We start from the raw sequence: 20,988 nt of genomic DNA on the forward strand, positions 1-20,988 counted from the left end.
TTGTTATTAATTATCGGACAGAATTTGCATCACTAAATTAAAATCTGAACTCAGAACTAATCCTTCTGGAGATTTATTTTCAATAATTAACTTATATGTCCCTTCATTTAAAGAATCATTTTTCTTAACCTGGATTACTCCAGTAAGTGGATCAATAGAAAAAATCGTATTACTATCATTAAAACTATTATCATTTAATGTGATGGATTTTATACTAAATGCTCCTTTAAAACGTCCAGGATTGACCACTGGAGCATCAGATTTAAATGAGTTACCCAAAGGGATAACAAAACGATTGTAAATGATCGTTAAGTCAAAGTCCTTATAATAGATCCCATAAAACAGTTTAGGTGCTGGCAATATGGATAACTTAAGATCTCTTTCTGCCAATTTATAACCGTTTTTAAGAAGTAACGGTCTTAGTGTATATACCCACTCCTTGTTTTTTTTCGGATCTCCGGCTTTATCGGACACCACAATTTGATTATTGACAACATTTATATGCTCATCTTTATTGCCATATGAAGGATCAAATTGGAAAGTTGCACCTTCCATATTGAAGTTATCCAATACCAGATCAAATGTATTTTGCGGATCGTTATATAGGCAATATGGAGTCAATATCGCTGTGGCATTTGGTTCATTTTTTAAATAAAGCTGAGCAGGATTCACAATCAGTTTAATTTTTTTTGAAAACCCCTTTAAACCATTCTCAGTTTTAGAAGTGATTATAATAGGGTAATTTTCTGGAATCGTATTCTGAAATTCGGACGAAAACATATTGTTGGGATATAACTTTCCGGAATAAATAGATAATCCTTGAATGCTCACGGTCAAATGTTATCGACTGTTTTATTAGATCCAACAAAGAGTGATCTTTATCAACCTGCTGGCCAGGATGATCTACAGTTATTTCCAGCGAAATATCATCGGCGCTATACTCTTCAGGAAGCTGATAAGACAAGGTATCACCAAAAGTGACGGAAACAGCATCGGGTATAGGTAATGGCGGTAGATAGCCATTGACTATCGTATCCTTACTACAGGATATCGCGACTAAACAGAATAGCGTCATTACCCCTAATTTTAATAGCGATAACGTTTTAAGATTGCACATTTTTTTTCAATTAAAAATAAAAAATAGTTGATTTACGTAAATCAGATTCAATCGCAAAATTATACGCTTTTAAAGTATATAGATTTCGGTTTTCGTGCACATAGTTCTATTTTTCAAATCGATGCATAGATTGTTCAAAAACACTTGATGTGGTCTTTACCGAAATGTCTTTCAACTAACCAAAACGGCTATTTTTCTACGACTCGCCAATAATTGCTATCACTACCCATCTGACGATATTCATGCCTATATCTAAAATAAAAAAACAATATAGTATCGCTTAAAAACTATGTTTTATCCATCTGCAGATAAGACTTCTGTATAGGAAATCCCCTTATTTTTTACATACCATGTTGTGCATGCGTTTTTTGTAACTTCATCATGCCAAAATGACTATCTTCTTCCAACACCTCATTATTTAAAATAATAAAACTCAGAAAAGGATCCATTAAAATGGATCCTTTTCTGAGTTTTATTAAACGGTGCATGCACTATATTTTTAACAAACCTATGCTGACAAATATTCTTCAGTATCCTGAATTTTAGCATAGAAAAATGTTAATGCCGCTAGAAAAGCATGATGTACATCAGCAGCTTTTACATACTGGCCATTGATTTCTAGGTCACGAGTTGCACAGGCATCACTGATTACAGTACAATCAAACCCAAAATCAAATGCAGCGCGAGTACCAGCATCTACACACATATGGGTCATCATACCTGTAATCACAAGTTCAGTAACATTGTTCTCTTTCAGATATGCTAACAGATCAGTGTCACGAAAACTATTTGGATAATGCTTGGTAATTACTTTTTCGCCTTGCAATGGCTTTACATTATCGTGTATTTCAACACCACTGGTACCAGGTGCAAAAAATGGTGCACCTTCTGGAGATACATGCTGTACATGTACTACAGTCAAGTTCTCTTTTCTAAAGTGCTTAAGCAATTTTTTTGTATTTTCACTAGCAGGAATAGGGTTAACCAATTCCATAGCACCATTTTCAAAATAATCATTTTGAACGTCTATAATAATCAAAGCTTTACTCATAACTATTTTATTTATATTATTCTTCAAATTTAACGCTAAACTTAGGTCTAACTTATACCAGAATGAATTATTAAACTACCATTTTGATAAATAAACATTTAACCACAGCATCAGTTAGCAATTAAAGTATCGGTAATATTCCTGGTTCAATAAAAATAAACGGGCTGAAAAGTATTCTGTTTGGTTAACCAATTTTTATTTTAACAGTATAGCCTCTAAAGAAATATCAATCTTAAGAGCATTGCCGACCGGACACATTTCCTTGGCTTTCTGTGCAAAAACTTGGAACTGTTCTTCAGCTATTGCAGGAATTTTAGCTTGTAATGTCAAATTGGAATTGCTGATAACATTGTTGCTTATCACCAGCGAAATACTTGTCTCAATAGTGTCGGCAGAAAGTCCGTTTTCTCCGAGGATATAAGCCAATGTCATTGTATAACACGAAGCGTGAGCAGAAGCCAGCAATTCTTCCGGATTGCTAAAACTGCCATCATTTTTAGCGTAAGAAGGTTTAAATGCTATGCTATTCAATTTCGAATTTTCAATATCCAATTGTCCGTTTCCCTGTTTAAAACTTCCTTGCCAAACGGCTTTAACACTTGTTTTCATAAACTTAATTTTAATAAAATTTTATAGTACAAAGTTACCGGCTCTTAGAATTTCATACAATGGATATTGGGCACATTGTATAGGACATTTTGCCCATTCTTTAGTTTTTGCTTTGTATTTTTCTAAATTCAATAGGTGATTTTTCTGTTTGTATTTTAAAAAAACGGACAAAATAAGATTGGTCATCATATCCAAGCTGGACAGCAATCTCCTTTACCGTAAGATCTGTATTGGCAAGCAATCGCGGGGCACAAAATGCGCCCATCATATTTTCCATATAGATTGTAGATTCGATTTTAAATTATTTAAGATATCACTTACCAAAAAAATCATCATCCACAGACTGGTCATCTGAAAATGTCCAAACCTGAATTATTTTTCCGTCTTTTACTTCGAAAAGGTCAAGACCGCCCAAATCCATAACTTTAGTTTCCGTTTTTGCGGTAAACCAAACTGGAACTGCAATCAGATTTCCACTTTCCAACATCTTTCCGTTGGGTTTCACAACCATATTCCCCGATGTGTGACTCATTATGCCCTGAAACATTTGGATAATTTCACTGAGATTATTCTTCAATCCGGCAAACTTATTGTCTCCCGGCTGACACCATCTAGTTTCTGGCGTAAATGATGAAAGTGCTTTTTCTAATTCACCCTTGCCCAATGCCTCAAAGTATGATGCAACAACTTCTTTCGCTTCCATATATTGGAATTTAATAACTATTTAATGAAATAATTTTTATTATCATGAGCCCATTGCGCTAACGAAGTCATTTCCACTGGAAGTTTTTCCAAGATTTCATTCATTTTCGAATTAAACTTAGGTGGAAATTCAGTTGCGTTCTGAAGATTCTCGTAATATGCTGCAACACTAGCTGCACCTGCTTCTCCCACAAACGGTTTTAATATATCACCAAATTCATTAGGTTTTTGAGGATAATACACAATTTCTTCATCTACTCCCTTAGAAAACTGCGTCGCCAGATCATTCCCTTTTAGGTTTTCCATACCACTGATTTTGAAAGCATCTGCTTTTAAATCAACATTATAAATAGCTTCAACGACAAAAGCGCTCACATCTCTAGAAGCAATCCACCCAATTGGCATGGCCTCAGGAGTAGGATAAGCCAATTTTTTCTCATTTGTTATAAACGGTGCACAAAATGCACCCATCATATTTTCCATATAGATAGTAGGTTCGATGATAACATAGTCCACTCCACTATTTTTCAAATAATCTCGAACATCCAATTTCACGTCATCTACCGGAGAACCTACTTTTTGAGACTCTAACCAACCACTTGTATTCCAAACAATTTTACTAACTCCATTTGCTTTCGCTGCATCAATCACATTTTTTGAATATTGTAAACCATCAAATGGATTCGGCAATGAAACAGGAATCATAAAAGCAATAGCATCAATACCTTGCGTAATTTCTAGGATTTTGGCTGCGTCATTCAGGTTTGCCAATACCGGTGTTGCACCTGCTTGAGTTAATTTTTCAAAACTTTTTTCTGAACTGGTCGCAGCAAATACTTCTGCACCTTTTTTCTTCGCTTCGCCAATTACATTGAACTGTTGTGAGCCCGTAGCTCCAAATACTAAAATTCTCATTTGCTAATATTTTTTTTCTATATCTTGATCAAATCTAATAATTAACTTACTTTTGCACAAGTACTTACCAAATAGTTTGGTACTTACCAAATGGTTAGAATAGCTGAATATCAATGGAAAAAAAATTAAAATCAACTGCTCCTTGTGACGAGAGGTGCCCTGTAAGAGCGTCATTATCTCTGTTGGCTGGAAAATGGACACTGATGATCCTGTTTCAGATCAACGAAAATACAGTGCGGTATGGCGAACTAAAAAGAACAGTGACCGGCATCAGTGAAAAGATGCTCATTCAAGAATTAAATATGCTGGTTGAGAATAAATTGGTGATTAAAAAAGTATATCATCAAGTTCCTCCCAAAGTGGAATATACACTAACTGAATTAGGATTGAAAACCCTGCCCATAGTTGATCAACTGGCTCAATTTGGTCTGGAAAATTTAGTTTAAGAATAAATTTAGAGATCACGACTACCATAGACGGAGTAAAAGGAAGTAATTTAATTCATTTTTACTAAAAAAAAGACCCCTATGCATGTTTACAATAACAAGTACAGGGATCTTCTCATTTATACATAGTTGATACTTGACTACAACTCATAAAATTGTCCATCATCTGGAACCAATACTTTCTCCGAGATATTTTCATCAGCAAGAAACTGCTTTAATTCTCTTCGAGATAATGTATTATGGTTTACACCCTCCATATGGCTTACCACCAAAGTTGCCTCAGGAACAGTCTCATGCACCTTTTTGATATCTAGTTTACCCATGATCAATGGGCCACCGCCAACGAACTGATTGTCACCTCCGTTTACAACTACAATGTCAGGAGTATGTCTTTCAAGTTCCTGCTGTACTCCTTCATACCAAACTGAATCTGTAATGAAGTACAATGTTTTTTCTTCAATGTGCTTCATGACAAATCCATGTACATTTCCTGCTAATTTTAATGTTTCTCCAAATCCGTGCTGGGCCTGGGTCTGAAATAATTGAATTCCGTCTATCTCAGTTCCATCAGTAAGTACATCAACATTTGTGAAACCGGCAGATTCAACTTCCTTTTTATCAGCAGCATCCTGAACATAAATTTTTATATGTTTAGGTAGGATTTTTTTTGCAGCATCATCATAATGATCATAATGCAGATGACTTAAAAATACGGCATCCAGATCTTCTAACAGCTCATCTATTGATACTGGTAGTTCTACTAAAGGGTTATTACGCTCATCACCACTTGCGGGATGTGGAAAAGCAGGTAATGTTCCTTTATCGGATAACATTGGGTCAATTAAAAATTTCTTACCACCATAATTAACAACCATTGTTGCATTTCTAATTTGTTGTAATTTCATATCAATTTATTTAAATGTGTCCTTCTAATTCTTTTCTACTTAAGTGAGTAAAGTCCAATCGTATTATTTTCACTATCTCTCAAGAGCGCTGAAAAGCCAAAGTGGGGAAGTTGCGTTTTTGAAGCGACAATCTCCACACCTTTTTCACGGGCTCTGGCCTCTTGGACAGCACAGTCATCGCAATTAAAGTAAATAACAGTTCCATTTGGTGAAGGTTTATTAAACTCCATTTTTACCAATGCACCTCCTGCTCCGGGATAGTGATCTTCCCATTCAAACATCTGCATCTGGCTCCCCCCCTTTGAAAGGTCAATAAAGTTTACATCATCAAAAACATACTGGTAAAAATCCATCGCCCGTTGCATATCTTCGACATAGATCTCAAACCAGCCGCCAATATTTCTTCGTGTTTTCATTATGCTGTTTATAAAACAAAAGATTCTGTCTGCTTCTTAGTTGATATATTGAAAAGCTTAAAATTTAATTCTAACTAATTTACGAACGAGTTTTAATAGTATGGCTTGACCTAAATCAATTTCTAATATTGATCTAGGTCAACATTCTAACTATTCGTCAAGGTTCTAGCTATTGAAAATCAAATGAAATCTGCAGCTCTTCTTCTTTATTTTCAGCCAGATCATTAAAAGGTAATTCCTGGCGGATGTCAGCTAAATTTACAATAGACGCAAGACCATCTTTCATAAAGACTGAAACATTCTCCTTATCCACCTGTCTAATAATATTTTCCACCCATTCTTTTTTTACAGTAACCTTACCTTTTCTGTTTCCTGTTTCCGGACCTATAACAATCCATTTGATATCGTGCAGGTCAAGCTCTCCTAGATCATTAAGCAATGGCTCGAATGTGATAAAATAATTTACAGCATTAATATTGCTTCTCAGCGCATCAATTCTTCGTTTTTCATTCTTTGCCGTAATTGTTGCTCCGATCCATACATTTTTAAGGTCGGTCTGGAAATGAATACGTTCTGGAAATTTCGTAAGAAATATAAAAATGTGCTGTGGAAAATCTTTGATGTAATCAAAAACAATTGTTCTCCACTCTTCGTGCCAATCTGAGAAATCACTCATACTTGTCATGAAGTAGATTTGGGATTTCTTAGTTTGCTTGATCTGTTTTAAACGATGTGGACTGAATTCGGGGATTTCAAAATCAGGAGTAATTTTAAATCTGTTGTTAATTTTTCGTGCATAACAATATACACACCCTGCAGTACATCCATTTACTGGATTAAGGGTTTTTATCAACTTACTTATATTAACAATTTCCATAATAAAAATAAATTTACTTTATTATGCAAATTTACGGACAAGGTTGCTCACGCGACGTAGAACCAGATCAAGAAATACTTATTGATCCGGATCAATTTCCCATTAAAGGATTTCTAGCCCTTCGGCTTCTTAAGCGACTTATAAATTCGGCTGAGACACCGAGATAAGATGCTATATGTACCTGCGGTATTCTATTGATGAGGTCGGGATAATTGGATAAAAAATTATAGTAACGGTCCTCAGCAGACAAACTGATATTCTCCAACATTCGATTTTGCAAGAGAACAAGGTTTTTCTCTGTGAGAATTCTAAAAATCCTATCAAATTTAGGTGCACTGAGATACAACTTTACAATATCCGCTCGACTGATCTGGAGTAATTCGGCATTTTCCAAAACATCAATGTTCAGCAACGATTTTTTTTCTTCGTAATAACTATCCAAATCATTGATCCAAGAACCTTCGGTCGCAAAAAGTAAGATATGTGGAATGTTATTTTCATCATCTTTATACATCCGCAGACAGCCGGAGAGCACGAAATTGAGATACTGACAGACGTCTCCTTCCTGAAGAACATACATTCGCTTCTTATAGAAACGCAAATGGAAGTATTGCCGGATCAAATCCTTTTCTTCTTCCTTCAATGGAATGATTGAATTAAAAAAATCAATCATTGTTGTAAATTTATCTTGCGTTTCCTGATGCATATACTAAAACTCCAACGGGTTAAACTTCCATAAATGTACAAAATAATAGATAATATTGTAACTCGTAATATTACGTTAGTTAGTTACCAAAAAAGTTATTAAAAAAACCTGCCATTGTTAAAAGGCAGGCTCTTAATAAGTACGATAAAAGATTATTTCTTAACATAAAAAAAACAGCAAACTGGTGTCCCGAATTCTCTTTTAACCGTGACCAACAAATAAGGATCAAAGTTTTAATAGCTACGACAAAAGGATTACCGAATTTCTCCTATACTAAATCGTCCGTTTGAACAAACAAATTTTATTTAACGGCACTTATCTAGCTAATTGTAATCCTCTGTATCATATTTTTCTCTGATATGTATTTGACAGAGTAAATATACGATCGACAAAGAATAGGCTTATCCAACAATAGATAAGCCTATTCTTTTAGACTATTTGCGTCGCATTCTTCCCAAAAGCCTACTCGTCATATAGCTGACCACTGTACCTAATGCCGCCATCAAAGCAGTTTGCATGACGTCACCAAGAGAAAAGCTCGCCCAGATCGAACATAGCGTACCCCCTAAAGTACCGATCCGGATATCATTGCCTTTCATCCCGCACCTCCCTTTCTTTATTTCGAAGTATCTGCTCTGGTGGTGGTGACTCCTCCTCTCCTTTTTTGTCCTTATCCTCCAGCACCGTCTCCACCACACCAAGTCCCAATGCAATGTATTTAATAATATTCAGTGCCTTTCCCGGCAGTTTAATCGGCGCCAACAATACAACCTGTAGTGCTCGGTTTATTTTAGTTATTATCTTTTTCATTTGTTTAATGTTACAAGGTTAGTAAATAGCTAGAAAGTGAGAGAGTTAATAAGTTAGAAAATCCTTGTGTCACTCCGTTACTTCGTTACTCATTTACTGATCACTTCAATAAACACCTCTCCGTTCACCATCATCTCCACCAGTTTCTCATAGAGCGCTACGTACGCCTTTTTAGACTGATAAACCTCATAATCACCATCCACTAAAGCCATTTTATTTCCGACCAGCACACATCCGGAGGTATCCCCGATATGATTGCCGATATGGATATAGACATAGCTAAAATTTGGGATATTCATGATCTCGATCATACCTCGGTGCACATTCGGAAATTTTCTCTTGTAGCGCGCGTTCATCGCGCCGTAAGTATTCAGGCCAAGTCGGTATTTACCAGCAGGAATAGCAGTGCTCCCTTTTATTTTAGTTTTACGGACAGCATCTTCCAGACCATAGCCGACAAACTGTCCATCGAGATACAGTTCAGACAAGGTACTTTCCTTCCCTTGCTTGACACGGATTAATGTTAAGTTCATGGAATTTGATTTTTAGAGATTAGGGAAGCGAACCATCGGTTCACCTCCCTAAAAACAGAGCTACATGTTATGCTAATACCAATTGACCCAGGTAATAACTCAATGAAGTTTTGACACCATCACGGTGCCCCGTGAAGATCCAGCCTTCCAAAGTATCACCAGAATAACTTGCCGGTAAAGGCAGCGATAAGGTCGCATCCAACCGTGTTCCGGACTCCATAATACTGAAGAAATTCTTCGTCCTATTGTACATAAGAAGCACTACTGAATCGTCAGCGAAAGCATTGAACTTGTTAATTTCCGGAGACCAGGAAAGCTCCAGCTCGCCAGCATTGATTTCCGCCCATGCTACCCCCATTAAATTGGAAAGAGCACCTTTGGAGATCACCACTTTCGAATAGTCAATTTCCAGGCTTGGATAGACACCCGAGATACCGTTGCTAAGCACTGCCTGCAGCGCTTTGTTATATCCCGTCGCCTTGCCCTGCAGCTTATCCGAATAACCTAGGTTGAGTAAATCTTTGATCGGTGATAAAAATGCTACTGCCAAAGCAAACTTGGTGCGCTGTGCAATTTGTCCATTTGTGGCTTTTTTACCCGTAAATTTTGGTAGCGATTTGACATAATCCACGCTTCGCCATGAGCTCCCTACGACGCTTCCCACTTTACCCGAATACGCTCCTACAATACCTTTTAAAAATCTTGCCATTGTGTTAATTTTAAATTGTTTACATGATGACCTGCATGCCGGCCGTTGCTGATATCGAGAACTAAAGTAGGCGCAAAAACAAATGAAAAAGAGTGATGACAGAGCATGATAGCAGATGACAGGAAAGACTGTCATTCCCAGTCATAAATACAAAAGTAAAAGGTGTAAATATTAAAAATAACGATACATAAATCAAAAATATTCGACTGCTTTTTGACTAAAGTTTGATCCAGTAAGCAGACTGCTTGGAGGTTGCTTCGACCATTTATTGGCAAGTGTCTGACTGGGCTTCGGCAACTTGTCGAAGCCCAGTCAAGCAGCAGTCGAAGCTCACCCGAGCAAGTCCCGAACTTGTATCGAATACTTCTTGAAGCGCTCTCGGACATCAGTCAAACAACACCCGAGCAGCAGCCGTAGAACTAGAGCCGTCCTTTCAATCTGGATTTTGCGATCTGATCATGCAAATCAAATAAATAATAGTAGTGGCGCTTGCCCTTTTTTCTGGGTTGAAGCTCTCCATTCTCTACCCATCGATAATAGGTTGACTCTGATATATTCAGTATCTTCATTACCTGCCCTATATCTAACAGTTTGATCTCATGCTGGTGTTGAGAGGTGTCAACTGTCTTTTCCCGTTCTTCCGCGAGTTGATTGTAGTTCTCTATGAGTTGGATGATTGTTTGCAGATGAGCAGTGACTATTGTAAATTGATGATAGAGCGCTTTTATTTCTTTCAAAATTTGATAGATATCTTCCATACTTTGAAGTATATTTAGTAACCATTTTTTCATTATTCAATCTGTTTGCAGCTGTTTGATAAACAGCATAGTGATACCAGCCCCAGCGCAAAATGGCCGGGGCTGATAGGTTAAACCATCAAACTTGCAATCTATATTTTCGCCTAATCGGCCAAATCATCCATCCCGCGCGTATACCAGGCTTTAAATAATCTTGTTGCTGTTTCACTTAAAGTCGTTTTCAAATGAAACGGTGGATTTAATTCCAGTTCAATATTATAGTTGCTCATTATTCTATAAGATTTAACAGAACTACGGTTAATAATAAGATGCCGGCTTGCCAAAAAAAATTGATCCGAAGGCAACACTCGAATTAATTCAGAGAGCGTCAACCCTTCGAACATGGTTTTACCCCGAACCTCACTTTGGATGTAGCGAATCTTTTGTTCACTATAGATATAATTAATATCGGTTAGATCAATGCCATCTAATTCCTGTAGATATTGCTTTTCAGGAGCTATGCTATCCATTTCGAGTTTGCGGACAGCAACTTCTTGCAGTAATTTTATATATTCCGATTCTAAGAGCATTGTAAGCTTTTCAGATCGATGCTGGCGCTGCATGCTACTAACAAGAAAGTAAATAAGGAACAGTACAATTTGAACAAATACAGTAGATAAGAGGACAAAATAAATGTCAACACTAAAGTAAGAGGTATTACCCAAAAATCTGCCGCTATTTGCATATACGGTCACCGCTGCTGAACAGATTGCTGTAAGTAAACTTAAGCCACCACTGATCAAGAACTGTAAAATAAAATACCAAGAATAGTGCGCAACTTTTGACTGATGATCTGGAACGAACTTTAATACTAATCTACTGGATTGATAAGAGACTAGCAAAAACAGCGCGACAGAGGCAATACTTATACTCAAATTCTTAATCAGATCTTGATCATCTAAAATTTCAAATAAGCTTTCGTGCTCATTGATGAGATACATCACTATACCGCCTGCAACACTAAGCAGCGTAAATACGAGCCACATGGTTTTTTTTACAGTTCGTTTCATAATATGAGGTTTACTTCCCTTCTATATTCGGTTATAATCTATGAATAAAAATGGTTGAAAATAAAATTGACAATACTCTAAATAAAATTAGATTTAACTCAAAGATAATTATAATATCCTATATAAGCAAAATATATTCACAATTAACAATTGAGAAATAACAAGTCCATAATTAAAGTGCTTTTGATTGTGTTCATGTCATTTTGTTGATTGTATGTTTTTCCCTATTCGGTATTTATTCTTTCCCAATTGGGTAAAAAACCCATTTTAATGATTTGTAAACCCGTAATAGTAAACCGAAATTTAAAAATTTAAACAAATAAATTTAATATGGAAAAGAAAGAATTTACACCCGAAGGTGTCCGAGTATGGTATCTCGAATTTTACGCACAAAATGATTTTCAAAAAAAACAACTGATTAAAGCACTTCAGCAGTCATTCAGGCTTACATTAAAATCCATGTTTTACTTTACAAGCGAGCAGGAAGAATGGTTAGATGCTCTGGATGATGATTTTATTTTCGTTATAAGTAACCAGCTTACACTCACCTTAACACTTGAATTGCCAATAAGACTGGTCAAACCTGAAAAGCCTAATCCGGGTGTCAGTGTGTTAGGAGTAAAAAGAGGTGAGTCACACAATCCCATTAACAGCAGTGCTGCTACTGGTGAAGCACTTCAAGCTGAGGGAGAATTTGTCTTTGTAATCAGCTATTAATAAATGACCTTGCGATCGATGTTATTTCCATCCCGCCATACCAGGTAAATGTGTATTTGAACATCAAAAATTTCAAGAAAAATAAAGCAGCGGAACGATGTAAGCATTCCGTTGCTTTATAAAAAAGACCTAAACAATCTGACAAGATATAAATTAACAAAAGCCTATTATGAAAAGAACCATTACTTTAAACCTACCCTTCGGGGCAAAGGAAGTGATGAACCCAAAAGTAGAAATCAGCTATATTATGCGCAATGCAGAGACATATTATTGGGAGTTTGACGGCAACCTGGTTGCCGAACAGACTTTCGATGGACGATATGCCTACCTTCACTATTTCGAATTTTGGATCAGTAAAGCAACTACTGTCACTTATCGATCCCATGCACCAGATCTCCACCTATGCTATCCGATTGAAATTGGTGAGCAGCCACTGATCATGCACGATGAGCTGCTTGATATCAAGTTAACCCTGAACCAAAATAGAGCATCTTATCTCTACCTAGCAGTTGCGGACTTTCACGTTGAGTTACCCATTGGCCATTACATCGTGAGAGGCATCACACTCGATGCCGGGCTGTTCCGTCCCAACATTGCGCGGAGCTTTGAATTTGTTATGCCTTTAGTGCAGGCAAAAGTATTTCGATGCAGAGTGTGGATTTCTTGATCGGCACATTAACGAAATACGAGCTCGACGCGATATTCCAGAATCTAAATCCCAAAGTGTTGGACAATGAGCATATTTTGATTCGGCACCAGATTTACTTGATCAAATTATCAAGACTCAAAATCATGATGGGAGACGGATCCATCAATACACCGATTACTATTATCAAACATGTCCGAGAAATATTAAGACTCATTATTGACCAATACGGCAACAAAGCTCTTATCGGAGACCTTGCAGAAAGTGTACAGGTAGACCGCAGCCGGCTCTATAAACTTCATAAAGAATACTACCACTGCAGCCTGTCAACCTACCGCAATGAACTGCTAGTCGAAAGGATATTACGAGAATACGATCATTTTCACAATAACCTATCGGGTCTTGCCTATGAACTAAATTTCGCAGGGCTAAGTGAACTTAACCGTTTTTTCAAAAAGATTAAAGGACAATCCCTTGCGCAATATCACAAACACTAAAAAGAAAGCACAAAGCCTCTACCCCACTACTCCCCCTAACAACATGTAGCTCAGTCAATGGACACATACAGCCTAACACTCACCTACTATTACGCTTTATCTTTGAAATAGGTAAGAATTGAGAAATCAAGAGTTAGGAACTGCAGACAACATATAGCTTACTCAAAGACAACATTCAGCCTAACGCTCACCTGCTTATGCGCTCTATCTTTGATAAAGATTGTATAAAGGTTAGAAAAGAGAGAAGGCTAGAAATCGAAATGGTTAAAAAGGTGAAAAATAAAAGGTTGGTTTATATAATTGAAATAATGTCATGATTAACAGAACAGGTATTAAAAGATACCGTCGCAAATTTGCAACATTCCCCGGTGGCCGGGCAGGAAATGAAAGTCCACTTTAATATAAAAGCCTCTGATGCGTGGAAGCTTTTATGTGGCCAGCCTGTTATTCACAGGTAGACCGATTTGAACCGATATGAATATACGAAATATTTATGTCATAATAAAAACTTAAAACATGTCAATTATGTCCTGGTTTCCATTCACGGGCTCAGACCCATCAAATCCAACTCAGTATGCTGCTCCAGTTTCAACACCTCCATCGTGTACTGGTCCACCTGAGCAAATATGTGCTTTACAAGCATCAGCAGATGCTAATAATAGACCTATTATAACAGATGCATTAAAAAATGAAATGATTAATTCTTTGCAAAATCAGGTCGATGGACCAAATGTCCATTTAAAGACGAGGTAAAAGATTAGTGTTTTATAGAAATAAGCGTTCGCTAAACTTAGAATAGGGTATGAATTTTCATACCCTACATTGTTATAAGCTACTCCACCTCTTCAATAACCAGCACTTCTTGCTTACCCATTCCGATCTCTGCTACTATTCCATAAGCGGCTAACTGTTTATTAAGCTCAGTAATACTTCTATACTCCCCTAATGTTATTTTCACTTTACTTTTGACCAAGTCCAAGACTGGAGGAAATTGTCTTCCCATATCAGTCATGACGGCAAAAACTGAACTACCTTCATATGTCATTCCATTAAGCGATACTTTCCCTGAATAGGTCTTTACAGGACATGGTTTCAAAATAAGGCACTGAATACTTTTCATCATTTTATATGTTCGGATACCTAAAAAACTATGCAAATCATTCAGAACTATGCTAGCTTGAGCTGAATCAGTACGTTTTAAGGAGTCCAAGCGCTCATATGATATTGCATGTTGCGTATACCATAGACTACCAATATTTACTTGATCGTCATAGCGATTGGGATCTTTCACCTTAAGTTCCAAGCGTTCTGGTCTCGGGATATAATCTACCTTTTCAATCTTAGCCCAAGTTGACAAAACTGCTCTGTAGATAGAAAAATTGTAAAAATAAGTTTTTTGCATGCCAGTAATACTGTCCTTTCTTATTTTTAAAGATTCAGAAGGAACACCATTTTGATATCCCGAAAGCGAAACCGCTCCTCTTATCTGTGTTTCCTTGCCCAGTGCCATCAGATTTCCAATGCCGAAATCATCTTTTAATGGTAAATCAATCGTACCTTTTTCAATCAACTCCAATATATTAGCTTCTTTAATAAAATCACTCCCCGTTATAGCCTGCACTTTTCCTTTATAAAGGAAAACAACATGAGGTACACCTTGATGTGGAAATCTTTCTTTCAGATAAACATCCGCATAAATAACGGGAATGTTGACTTTATTTTCCTTCAAAAATTGATTGCCTTCATAAAACTTTTCCAGGGTGGCCCGATCCTGCCATCCAACAGTAATAGTCTGTACTTTATTTTTCATTTTATCTTGTAGCTTTTGAAGCTTAGGCATCGATTGTATACATGTGCCACAATACGTATCAAAAAAATCCAATATGACCACTTTATCTTCCAATTTCTCAAGATTAATAACTGTTCCATTACCCCGCATCTGTTGCAATGCACTTGGAGGAACAAAAGTATCACCTACTTTAAGGGCTTTACTTAAATCTACTTTTATATTTGTTTGCGCATTTGCGTCAATTGTAATAACCGATATAATAAATGCAAGTGCATAGAATCTTAAATATTTCATGTTGTTCTTGTTTATAGTTAGCGAATATTTTGCGGTATTTTCCCATTATTGATCACTGCTTCAGGTAGTCGATAGGCATACTTGCTGCTCTTAGGTTCCAGTTCATATACTACGCCGTGCATTTTGCGCTTCAGCGTCTTCTGAAAATTAGGATCCTGGTTCAATCTTTTCAGATCAGACCAACGGCGTCCACGAAAGACTAATTCCTTTTGTCTTTCATTCAATATTAGGGATAATAGCAGTGTTTGATTTTGCTCGGTTACAGGAACATATTGATTTTTGACAAACCTTTTTTCTCCCAAATCATTCAATGCTACTAACGCCTCATCTATTTTTCCGATCCTTGCACCTGCCTCAGCCTTTATTAAATACACTTCGCTTGTCGTAAATCCTACAAATAGATTCGCCATAGCATTATCATAACTTCCCTTAAAACCATGTGAATTTAATGGATAGGTATATTCGAGAAAGAAAATCTTCTTTCTTAGATCACTGGAAGAATAGCTTTTGTAAAGTGTGGTGTCAACTAAACCAATATTAAGACTCATCGGCCCTGCAGTTGCAGAAATAGCGGCAAAAAGCACTTCCACATTGAATCTTGAAATCGGTAAATCTTTGTTCACGTCTAAATCGTTATAATCCATCAGTTCACTTTTTAATTGCAGACAAGAGTCTGCATAATGATACGCTGCTTCAAAATCACCCATATACAAATAAGTCCTTGCCAAGCCAGCATAAGCACTTGCTCTAGAAGGTCTACCTTGTATACTTTCTTCGATTGGTAAACTGTTAGACGCATCTCTGTAATCCTTTATTATTTGATCAAAAGTTTCTTGGACAGACGCTCGAACAGAAAGATCATCAATAGCGGGCGACAGTCGCAATGGAATACCCATTTTTTCATGAGCGGAACCGGAATTATACGCCGGAGCAAACACCTCAACCAATTGCTGGAATGCAAATGCCCGAAAGAAATGTGCAATACCTTTTAAATTTTTTTTTCTTGCATCATCATCATTACTGCCGATTTTGTCCAATATATCAAGAACCTGATTGGCATTATAAATAGCTTTATAAGGTCTTTGCCATTGCGCAACATCATCGTAAATGATATCTTGCCAGATATACGTATTTCGTTGATCAAAATCCAGCATCCCATCAAAAGTTTCTTCAGGTACATAATATTCATCTGCGGACCACTCCCCGTATATGGGATAGCCCGTATTCATCGTCGAATAATCGTTGAGCAGAAGCTCGGCATCTTGCAAGCTTTTAGGAATGACCATTTTAATATCAGGCTTAACTTCTAAAAAATTATTGCACGAGCAGAATAAGAGCATCATATAGATGCAAAATGTTGAAATAGCTATTTTCATGATTATGGAAAATTAAAGGTTAAAACTTATACCTAAAGAAGACATTATTGGATCGGGTATATTAAAACCATATTCGGTATCAATACCCCATTTATTAGCGCGCCAGATGGTACCGACATTTTGCACATAAGCATATACCTTGCAATTCTTCAATTTAAATTTGGTAGTAAATGGCACGTTAACGCTCATCTGAATATCTCTTAGTTTAACCTGACCACCATCCTCTAGCAATGCAGAAGATCGCATGTATACTTGGCTTCCTATATTAGATGGGTATGTGAAAGCAGGTACATCTGTAATTAGCTCATCTCCCGGATTTTGCCAACGTAAAGCATAATCCTTATGACCAATATCGCTGTTTAAAAACACGGTATTGTCAAAGGAATTTCGTAAGAATTTATGTCCCAATTGATAAGAGATATTCCAGGACAGTTCAAAAGCTTTATATCGAATACTATTGCGCCAACTACCTGTGTACAAAGGTATGGTAGAACCTAATTTTTCAAGATTATAAACACTTTGTGCCAGTATGGCATTATAATCTTTGGACACTTCACCATTCAGGTAAGCTCTGGCTTCTCCTGTTTCAGGATCCAGCCCTGCCCATTTATATGCCAATAAACTATTCAAATACATACCTTCAATTGGCGTCCATAGCGAGCTCTGTTGCGAACCAATAAAGTCTTTTCCATTTTCATTTTCGATATTGGATTTTAAGACTTTAGTGCTTGCATAGGAAAAAACCAAATTACTGTTCCATGTCCAGTCTTTGCGTTGCAGTGGTATTGCATTCATACTGATGTCCCAACCCTTTGTACGGATATTACCGCTATTAACCATTAAAGTAGTAAAACCTGTACTGGGATCAACGCGATCCGGCGCAATCAGATCTTTGGCATTTTTAATATAATATTCGATACTTCCAGAAAACTTATTACCTTTTAATGCAAAGTCAAGACCCAAATTTGTAATCCCGATTCTTTCCCACCGCAAACTGGGATTGGGAGGCATCGTGATCATACCATAGTTCTGATTTGTTATATAATGGGTTTCACTTTGAATGGATATAACAGGATAAGCAGAAATACTATTATTTACATTTCCATTGTACCCATAGGTACTGCGTAATTTCAACAATTCAAATGGGCTATATTGCATGAATGATTCTTTTGATATTACCCAAGCTCCTCCGATAGACCAGAAAGGTTGTCCACGATCATTGCTCTTTACTCCAAAAAGATTAGAAGCATCTTTCCGATAAGAAGCACTGAAAAGGTACCTTTCTGAATATGTATACCCTACATTAGCAAAATAGGATACAAAGTTATTCCGATAAGATCGATACTCATTAGCATCTGCGATGGTAGACACACCTATTATCCCGTTTAACTTGGGAACTAATACACCGAATGGGACAGATTTAAATGATCCCGTTTCGGGATCAAATCCATGATATTGGCTAGTTGAGACATTTTTTTGAATTTTTCGAATTTCCATCCCAGCGAACAAAGATAACTCATGCTGATTATTCCATTTTTTAAAATATTCGGCAGTACCACGACTTTGCTGGGTACGATTGTCCCAGTGGATGATATTTAAAAAATCGCCTACGGGTACGTTCCAGGTTACTGAAGCATCATCCCAACTCGCAAAACTATTAACGTAATCACGTTGCGCCATTGAACCAATACCTCTCCATGCTTCAATTTCAGTAGAAGACCGCTGATAGGCATAAAGTAAGTTTAGCTTTAATCCAAAATCAAAGCTATAATTTGCATTGATTGTTGTAAAAAACTCATTGATGTCTTGCGTTTCCTTTGTATCTTTCAATTCTTTCAAAGGATTATAGGTCCAGTCCAATAAACGTCCACCTGCTACCGTATCTCTAAAAGCCGGGTTATATCCTCCTGCATTCACTTCTAACGGGTTTCCTTGATCATCGGTAAGTCGCATATACGGATAGTTTTGAATACCCTTTGCCAATCTATTATATCCAACACCCAGTAGAGACTCTTTCGTTTTAATTTCTGTATACATCATTCCAACATCCAGCACCATATTTTTTATAGGTTTGATCTGTGTATTTGATTTGAGATTTAGTCGATTAAAAGAGGAAGTAACTAACTCATTCGCATTTTTATCGTAACCAGATGAAAATAATGTATTGACTTTTTCACCACCGCTTTGCAATTGTGCATGATACTGTTGATTGGCAGTATGGCGATAGATATATTTCAAAAAATCATCACGCAAATCTGTATTTTTCATTTTATCTATCTCTTCATTAAAAGCCACTTCTGAAATATTGCCATTCTTCCTATCATACATCAACCAGAGGGCGGGCTGCGGATTCCGCAATCTATTCCTGAACCAGCTATTGTATTTCCCTTTGTCGAATAAGTATTGCTGTGCATCAATATAATCTGATGTATTCATTTGTGGATAATAATAAAGATCTGGTTTGGCCTTGATACTGATATTTGCATTAACAGCAACTTGCGTACGGTCATTGAACTTCCCTCTGTTTGTCGTAATTACAATCACGCCATTTCCTGACTGTGCACCCCAAATAGAAGCTGCCGCTGCATCTTTCAATACGGTTATACTTTCGATATCGTTGGGATTGATATTATTAAAAGCACCTTTTCCATAATCAGCACTTTTATTCTCGTAAGGCACTCCGTCTATAACAACTAAAGGCCAGCCTTCTGAACGCAGAGTACTTACTCCTCGAACATTTATATTTAATAAATTTCCTTTATTATCCGCATATAGTTTTGATGATGAGATCCCCGGCACCACATCCTCCAGCCTACTCACGAAATCTGTCGATACCTTTCTATTAAAAAGTTTATTGTCGACAAATTCAAAAGAACCAGTTGCTCGTTCTTTCGGTATTTTCTGATATCCTGTCGATACCACCTCCACTTCATCAAGTTTATGATCTTCAGGTATCAATTTAACAGTCATTGATACTCCTGTGGTATAATTGAATTCTTGGCTATTAAAACCGATGGAAGAGAATCTGATCTTTCCACTTTTATTATGGACCGTCAATTGAAACCTTCCATCTTTGGAAGTTTTAATCTGTAAGTTCTCGGCTTCGATTCGGACCGACACTCCTTGCAGTGGCGTACCATCGGTGGAAGAAAAAACAACACCTGTAAGCTCATATTTTACCTGCCCATTCACCCCGCTGTCCTTGCGGGGTGTCTGAGCTGATAAACATAAACTATGAAATACTGCAATGATCATGATACAGGATATCGCAATTACTTTAATGGCCTTTAGCAAGCACGAGAGCAAATTAAAGACAGGTAGTATTGGAAAAAGCAAGATGCATAGCACCAGCTTCCAATGTGTTTTTATATATGAAACAGCAGCTTGATCATGCTCTTGAAGAGCGTAATCATGTCTAACATTTTCAATTTGTAGTATAGAACTTTTCAATGTGTTTATTTTTTGGTTTGTTTTTGATTGAAGACCAAAAAATAACGCTTGATTTAGGACAGTACTTTTCCTTGGGGATAGCACATAGCTCTCCCTATAGCAAGTTTTTTGCATTTTTTAAAGGTTTATACTGAAAGTGAATCAGGAGCTAAAAATTAGACAATAAATCCCCTATTTAACTTTCAATAGTTAAAAAATAAAATGGAAAAAATGCAATTTTAAGTTGTCGTCAATTGGTTATATAATGGTCTACATTATTGCATTTTGAATGGATAGTCAGTATAGTGACTTTGCGCAACAGATCTAATCTGCAGGCTTGACGATGTTTTTGGTGATTTGTTTTTTGTTCATAACTCGTTTTATAATTAACGAGTCCAGTAGCAGGTAGTATGATGAATATGGGACTACACGCCGTGACCACTTATCAGTTCTCAGGCCTTACGTAACACGGACTAACAGTAGGCCCATATCCATCTTATATACGCAAATATACGATTTGCAATATAAAGAAAAGACATGGGTATTTTAAACTACTGCCCTGCGTTACGGCCTGAGAAATTGTGATCGCAAGACTCTTATTTTAAATACCAGTATTTCAGATTAATTCGTTAATCCG

The 20,988-nt window shown here is 36.8% G+C and carries 26 protein-coding genes; 5 read left to right on the plus strand and 21 right to left on the minus strand.

The features are described 5' to 3' along the window. Window positions 1–6 precede the first annotated feature (6 nt). From AC06G9_RS11550 to AC06G9_RS11585, 8 genes are all read right to left on the minus strand, one after another. Complete coding sequence (locus AC06G9_RS11550; protein WP_480956218.1) at window positions 7–780, minus strand: hypothetical protein; 774 nt, start codon at window positions 778–780, stop codon at window positions 7–9. After that, window positions 719–1,117, minus strand: a complete 399-nt coding sequence (locus tag AC06G9_RS11555; protein ID WP_480956219.1) for a hypothetical protein — start codon at window positions 1,115–1,117, stop codon at window positions 719–721. The genes AC06G9_RS11550 and AC06G9_RS11555 overlap by 62 nt, the downstream gene beginning before the upstream one ends. 341 nt (window positions 1,118–1,458) lie before the next feature. Then, window positions 1,459–1,605 (minus strand): hypothetical protein, encoded by a 147-nt coding sequence (locus AC06G9_RS11560; protein WP_480956220.1) that lies wholly within the window; start codon window positions 1,603–1,605, stop codon window positions 1,459–1,461. Window positions 1,606–1,625: 20 nt separating this feature from the next. Then, complete coding sequence (locus tag AC06G9_RS11565) at window positions 1,626–2,168, minus strand: cysteine hydrolase family protein (protein ID WP_480956221.1); 543 nt, start codon at window positions 2,166–2,168, stop codon at window positions 1,626–1,628. A gap of 195 nt (window positions 2,169–2,363) precedes the next feature. Then, complete coding sequence (locus tag AC06G9_RS11570) at window positions 2,364–2,777, minus strand: OsmC family peroxiredoxin (protein ID WP_132767554.1); 414 nt, start codon at window positions 2,775–2,777, stop codon at window positions 2,364–2,366. Window positions 2,778–2,877: 100 nt separating this feature from the next. Further along, window positions 2,878–3,054, minus strand: a complete 177-nt coding sequence (locus tag AC06G9_RS11575; protein WP_132767552.1) for a helix-turn-helix domain-containing protein — start codon at window positions 3,052–3,054, stop codon at window positions 2,878–2,880. A 36-nt stretch (window positions 3,055–3,090) separates the two neighbouring features. Beyond that, complete coding sequence (locus tag AC06G9_RS11580; protein WP_339424538.1) at window positions 3,091–3,480, minus strand: nuclear transport factor 2 family protein; 390 nt, start codon at window positions 3,478–3,480, stop codon at window positions 3,091–3,093. Window positions 3,481–3,497: 17 nt separating this feature from the next. Then, entirely contained in the window at window positions 3,498–4,394 is an 897-nt protein-coding gene (locus AC06G9_RS11585) for an SDR family oxidoreductase (protein ID WP_132767548.1), read from the minus strand. 113 nt (window positions 4,395–4,507) lie between these two features. Here AC06G9_RS11585 and AC06G9_RS11590 point away from each other — a divergent pair, with 113 nt between their 5' ends. After that, complete coding sequence (locus tag AC06G9_RS11590; RefSeq protein WP_108160939.1) at window positions 4,508–4,840, plus strand: winged helix-turn-helix transcriptional regulator; 333 nt, start codon at window positions 4,508–4,510, stop codon at window positions 4,838–4,840. Between the two features lie 140 nt (window positions 4,841–4,980). Here the strand turns inward: AC06G9_RS11590 and AC06G9_RS11595 are convergent, their stop codons facing one another. The 10 genes from AC06G9_RS11595 to AC06G9_RS11640 form a co-directional block, all read right to left on the minus strand. After that, window positions 4,981–5,745 carry an MBL fold metallo-hydrolase gene (locus tag AC06G9_RS11595; RefSeq protein WP_480956222.1) on the minus strand — a complete coding sequence of 255 codons (765 nt, stop codon included), beginning with the start codon at window positions 5,743–5,745 and terminating at the stop codon, window positions 4,981–4,983. 35 nt (window positions 5,746–5,780) lie between these two features. Further along, a complete protein-coding gene (locus AC06G9_RS11600; RefSeq protein WP_339424536.1) occupies window positions 5,781–6,161 on the minus strand; it encodes a VOC family protein in 381 nt (126 codons plus the stop codon). Window positions 6,162–6,330: 169 nt separating this feature from the next. Further along, window positions 6,331–7,038 (minus strand): DUF5131 family protein, encoded by a 708-nt coding sequence (locus AC06G9_RS11605; protein ID WP_132767543.1) that lies wholly within the window; start codon window positions 7,036–7,038, stop codon window positions 6,331–6,333. A 91-nt stretch (window positions 7,039–7,129) separates the two neighbouring features. Further along, window positions 7,130–7,711, minus strand: a complete 582-nt coding sequence (locus AC06G9_RS11610) for a Crp/Fnr family transcriptional regulator (RefSeq protein ID WP_480956223.1) — start codon at window positions 7,709–7,711, stop codon at window positions 7,130–7,132. A gap of 467 nt (window positions 7,712–8,178) precedes the next feature. Further along, window positions 8,179–8,343, minus strand: coding sequence for a hypothetical protein (locus AC06G9_RS11615; protein ID WP_480956224.1), 165 nt, complete (start codon window positions 8,341–8,343; stop codon window positions 8,179–8,181). Further along, window positions 8,330–8,554 carry a hypothetical protein gene (locus AC06G9_RS11620; RefSeq protein WP_480956225.1) on the minus strand — a complete coding sequence of 75 codons (225 nt, stop codon included), beginning with the start codon at window positions 8,552–8,554 and terminating at the stop codon, window positions 8,330–8,332. The genes AC06G9_RS11615 and AC06G9_RS11620 overlap by 14 nt, the downstream gene beginning before the upstream one ends. 89 nt (window positions 8,555–8,643) lie before the next feature. Further along, window positions 8,644–9,087 carry a DUF5675 family protein gene (locus AC06G9_RS11625; protein ID WP_480956226.1) on the minus strand — a complete coding sequence of 148 codons (444 nt, stop codon included), beginning with the start codon at window positions 9,085–9,087 and terminating at the stop codon, window positions 8,644–8,646. A gap of 67 nt (window positions 9,088–9,154) precedes the next feature. Then, window positions 9,155–9,796, minus strand: a complete 642-nt coding sequence (locus tag AC06G9_RS11630) for a DUF6266 family protein (protein WP_339424530.1) — start codon at window positions 9,794–9,796, stop codon at window positions 9,155–9,157. 419 nt (window positions 9,797–10,215) lie between these two features. Continuing rightward, window positions 10,216–10,587 (minus strand): helix-turn-helix domain-containing protein, encoded by a 372-nt coding sequence (locus AC06G9_RS11635; RefSeq protein WP_480956227.1) that lies wholly within the window; start codon window positions 10,585–10,587, stop codon window positions 10,216–10,218. Between the two features lie 110 nt (window positions 10,588–10,697). After that, complete coding sequence (locus AC06G9_RS11640) at window positions 10,698–11,603, minus strand: LytTR family DNA-binding domain-containing protein (protein WP_480956228.1); 906 nt, start codon at window positions 11,601–11,603, stop codon at window positions 10,698–10,700. A 330-nt stretch (window positions 11,604–11,933) separates the two neighbouring features. Here AC06G9_RS11640 and AC06G9_RS11645 point away from each other — a divergent pair, with 330 nt between their 5' ends. The 4 genes from AC06G9_RS11645 (at window position 11,934) to AC06G9_RS11660 (ending at window position 14,216) form a co-directional block, all read left to right on the plus strand. Next, window positions 11,934–12,320: a hypothetical protein gene (locus AC06G9_RS11645; RefSeq protein WP_480956229.1), complete on the plus strand. Its 387-nt coding sequence runs from the start codon at window positions 11,934–11,936 to the stop codon at window positions 12,318–12,320. A gap of 169 nt (window positions 12,321–12,489) precedes the next feature. Continuing rightward, window positions 12,490–12,987: a hypothetical protein gene (locus tag AC06G9_RS11650; protein ID WP_480956230.1), complete on the plus strand. Its 498-nt coding sequence runs from the start codon at window positions 12,490–12,492 to the stop codon at window positions 12,985–12,987. Beyond that, a complete protein-coding gene (locus tag AC06G9_RS11655) occupies window positions 12,966–13,463 on the plus strand; it encodes a helix-turn-helix domain-containing protein (RefSeq protein WP_480956231.1) in 498 nt (165 codons plus the stop codon). The genes AC06G9_RS11650 and AC06G9_RS11655 overlap by 22 nt, the downstream gene beginning before the upstream one ends. 525 nt (window positions 13,464–13,988) lie before the next feature. Further along, entirely contained in the window at window positions 13,989–14,216 is a 228-nt protein-coding gene (locus AC06G9_RS11660) for a hypothetical protein (RefSeq protein ID WP_480956232.1), read from the plus strand. 79 nt (window positions 14,217–14,295) lie between these two features. Here the strand turns inward: AC06G9_RS11660 and AC06G9_RS11665 are convergent, their stop codons facing one another. The 3 genes from AC06G9_RS11665 to AC06G9_RS11675 are packed head-to-tail and all read right to left on the minus strand — an operon-like array spanning window position 14,296 to window position 20,372. Next, window positions 14,296–15,546, minus strand: coding sequence for a TlpA family protein disulfide reductase (locus AC06G9_RS11665; protein WP_480956233.1), 1,251 nt, complete (start codon window positions 15,544–15,546; stop codon window positions 14,296–14,298). A gap of 17 nt (window positions 15,547–15,563) precedes the next feature. Continuing rightward, window positions 15,564–16,922 carry a RagB/SusD family nutrient uptake outer membrane protein gene (locus AC06G9_RS11670; protein ID WP_480956234.1) on the minus strand — a complete coding sequence of 453 codons (1,359 nt, stop codon included), beginning with the start codon at window positions 16,920–16,922 and terminating at the stop codon, window positions 15,564–15,566. A gap of 12 nt (window positions 16,923–16,934) precedes the next feature. Beyond that, the gene (locus AC06G9_RS11675) at window positions 16,935–20,372 is read right to left on the minus strand and encodes a SusC/RagA family TonB-linked outer membrane protein (protein ID WP_480956235.1); all 3,438 of its coding nucleotides are present in this window, start codon (window positions 20,370–20,372) and stop codon (window positions 16,935–16,937) included. Window positions 20,373–20,988: the final 616 nt, after the last annotated feature.

It is taken from the genome of Sphingobacterium sp. MAE, assembly GCF_056711605.1.

Excerpts from the sequence above, each read along its gene's own strand:
- AC06G9_RS11620 (WP_480956225.1), bottom strand. The coding sequence starts at position 8,554 with ATGAAAAAGATAATAACTAAAATAAACCGAGCACTACAGGTTGTATTG.
- AC06G9_RS11645 (WP_480956229.1), top strand. The coding sequence starts at position 11,934 with ATGGAAAAGAAAGAATTTACACCCGAAGGTGTCCGAGTATGGTATCTC.
- AC06G9_RS11565 (WP_480956221.1), bottom strand. The coding sequence starts at position 2,168 with ATGAGTAAAGCTTTGATTATTATAGACGTTCAAAATGATTATTTTGAA.
- AC06G9_RS11670 (WP_480956234.1), bottom strand. The coding sequence starts at position 16,922 with ATGAAAATAGCTATTTCAACATTTTGCATCTATATGATGCTCTTATTC.
- AC06G9_RS11625 (WP_480956226.1), bottom strand. The coding sequence starts at position 9,087 with ATGAACTTAACATTAATCCGTGTCAAGCAAGGGAAGGAAAGTACCTTG.
- AC06G9_RS11615 (WP_480956224.1), bottom strand. The coding sequence starts at position 8,343 with ATGAAAGGCAATGATATCCGGATCGGTACTTTAGGGGGTACGCTATGT.
- AC06G9_RS11650 (WP_480956230.1), top strand. The coding sequence starts at position 12,490 with ATGAAAAGAACCATTACTTTAAACCTACCCTTCGGGGCAAAGGAAGTG.
- AC06G9_RS11555 (WP_480956219.1), bottom strand. The coding sequence starts at position 1,117 with ATGTGCAATCTTAAAACGTTATCGCTATTAAAATTAGGGGTAATGACG.
- AC06G9_RS11630 (WP_339424530.1), bottom strand. The coding sequence starts at position 9,796 with ATGGCAAGATTTTTAAAAGGTATTGTAGGAGCGTATTCGGGTAAAGTG.
- AC06G9_RS11660 (WP_480956232.1), top strand. The coding sequence starts at position 13,989 with ATGTCCTGGTTTCCATTCACGGGCTCAGACCCATCAAATCCAACTCAG.
- AC06G9_RS11550 (WP_480956218.1), bottom strand. The coding sequence starts at position 780 with ATGTTTTCGTCCGAATTTCAGAATACGATTCCAGAAAATTACCCTATT.
- AC06G9_RS11640 (WP_480956228.1), bottom strand. The coding sequence starts at position 11,603 with ATGAAACGAACTGTAAAAAAAACCATGTGGCTCGTATTTACGCTGCTT.
- AC06G9_RS11570 (WP_132767554.1), bottom strand. The coding sequence starts at position 2,777 with ATGAAAACAAGTGTTAAAGCCGTTTGGCAAGGAAGTTTTAAACAGGGA.
- AC06G9_RS11665 (WP_480956233.1), bottom strand. The coding sequence starts at position 15,546 with ATGAAATATTTAAGATTCTATGCACTTGCATTTATTATATCGGTTATT.
- AC06G9_RS11655 (WP_480956231.1), top strand. The coding sequence starts at position 12,966 with ATGCAGAGTGTGGATTTCTTGATCGGCACATTAACGAAATACGAGCTC.
- AC06G9_RS11610 (WP_480956223.1), bottom strand. The coding sequence starts at position 7,711 with ATGATTGATTTTTTTAATTCAATCATTCCATTGAAGGAAGAAGAAAAG.
- AC06G9_RS11560 (WP_480956220.1), bottom strand. The coding sequence starts at position 1,605 with ATGCACCGTTTAATAAAACTCAGAAAAGGATCCATTTTAATGGATCCT.
- AC06G9_RS11580 (WP_339424538.1), bottom strand. The coding sequence starts at position 3,480 with ATGGAAGCGAAAGAAGTTGTTGCATCATACTTTGAGGCATTGGGCAAG.
- AC06G9_RS11605 (WP_132767543.1), bottom strand. The coding sequence starts at position 7,038 with ATGGAAATTGTTAATATAAGTAAGTTGATAAAAACCCTTAATCCAGTA.
- AC06G9_RS11600 (WP_339424536.1), bottom strand. The coding sequence starts at position 6,161 with ATGAAAACACGAAGAAATATTGGCGGCTGGTTTGAGATCTATGTCGAA.
- AC06G9_RS11575 (WP_132767552.1), bottom strand. The coding sequence starts at position 3,054 with ATGGAAAATATGATGGGCGCATTTTGTGCCCCGCGATTGCTTGCCAAT.
- AC06G9_RS11585 (WP_132767548.1), bottom strand. The coding sequence starts at position 4,394 with ATGAGAATTTTAGTATTTGGAGCTACGGGCTCACAACAGTTCAATGTA.
- AC06G9_RS11595 (WP_480956222.1), bottom strand. The coding sequence starts at position 5,745 with ATGAAATTACAACAAATTAGAAATGCAACAATGGTTGTTAATTATGGT.
- AC06G9_RS11590 (WP_108160939.1), top strand. The coding sequence starts at position 4,508 with ATGGAAAAAAAATTAAAATCAACTGCTCCTTGTGACGAGAGGTGCCCT.
- AC06G9_RS11635 (WP_480956227.1), bottom strand. The coding sequence starts at position 10,587 with ATGAAAAAATGGTTACTAAATATACTTCAAAGTATGGAAGATATCTAT.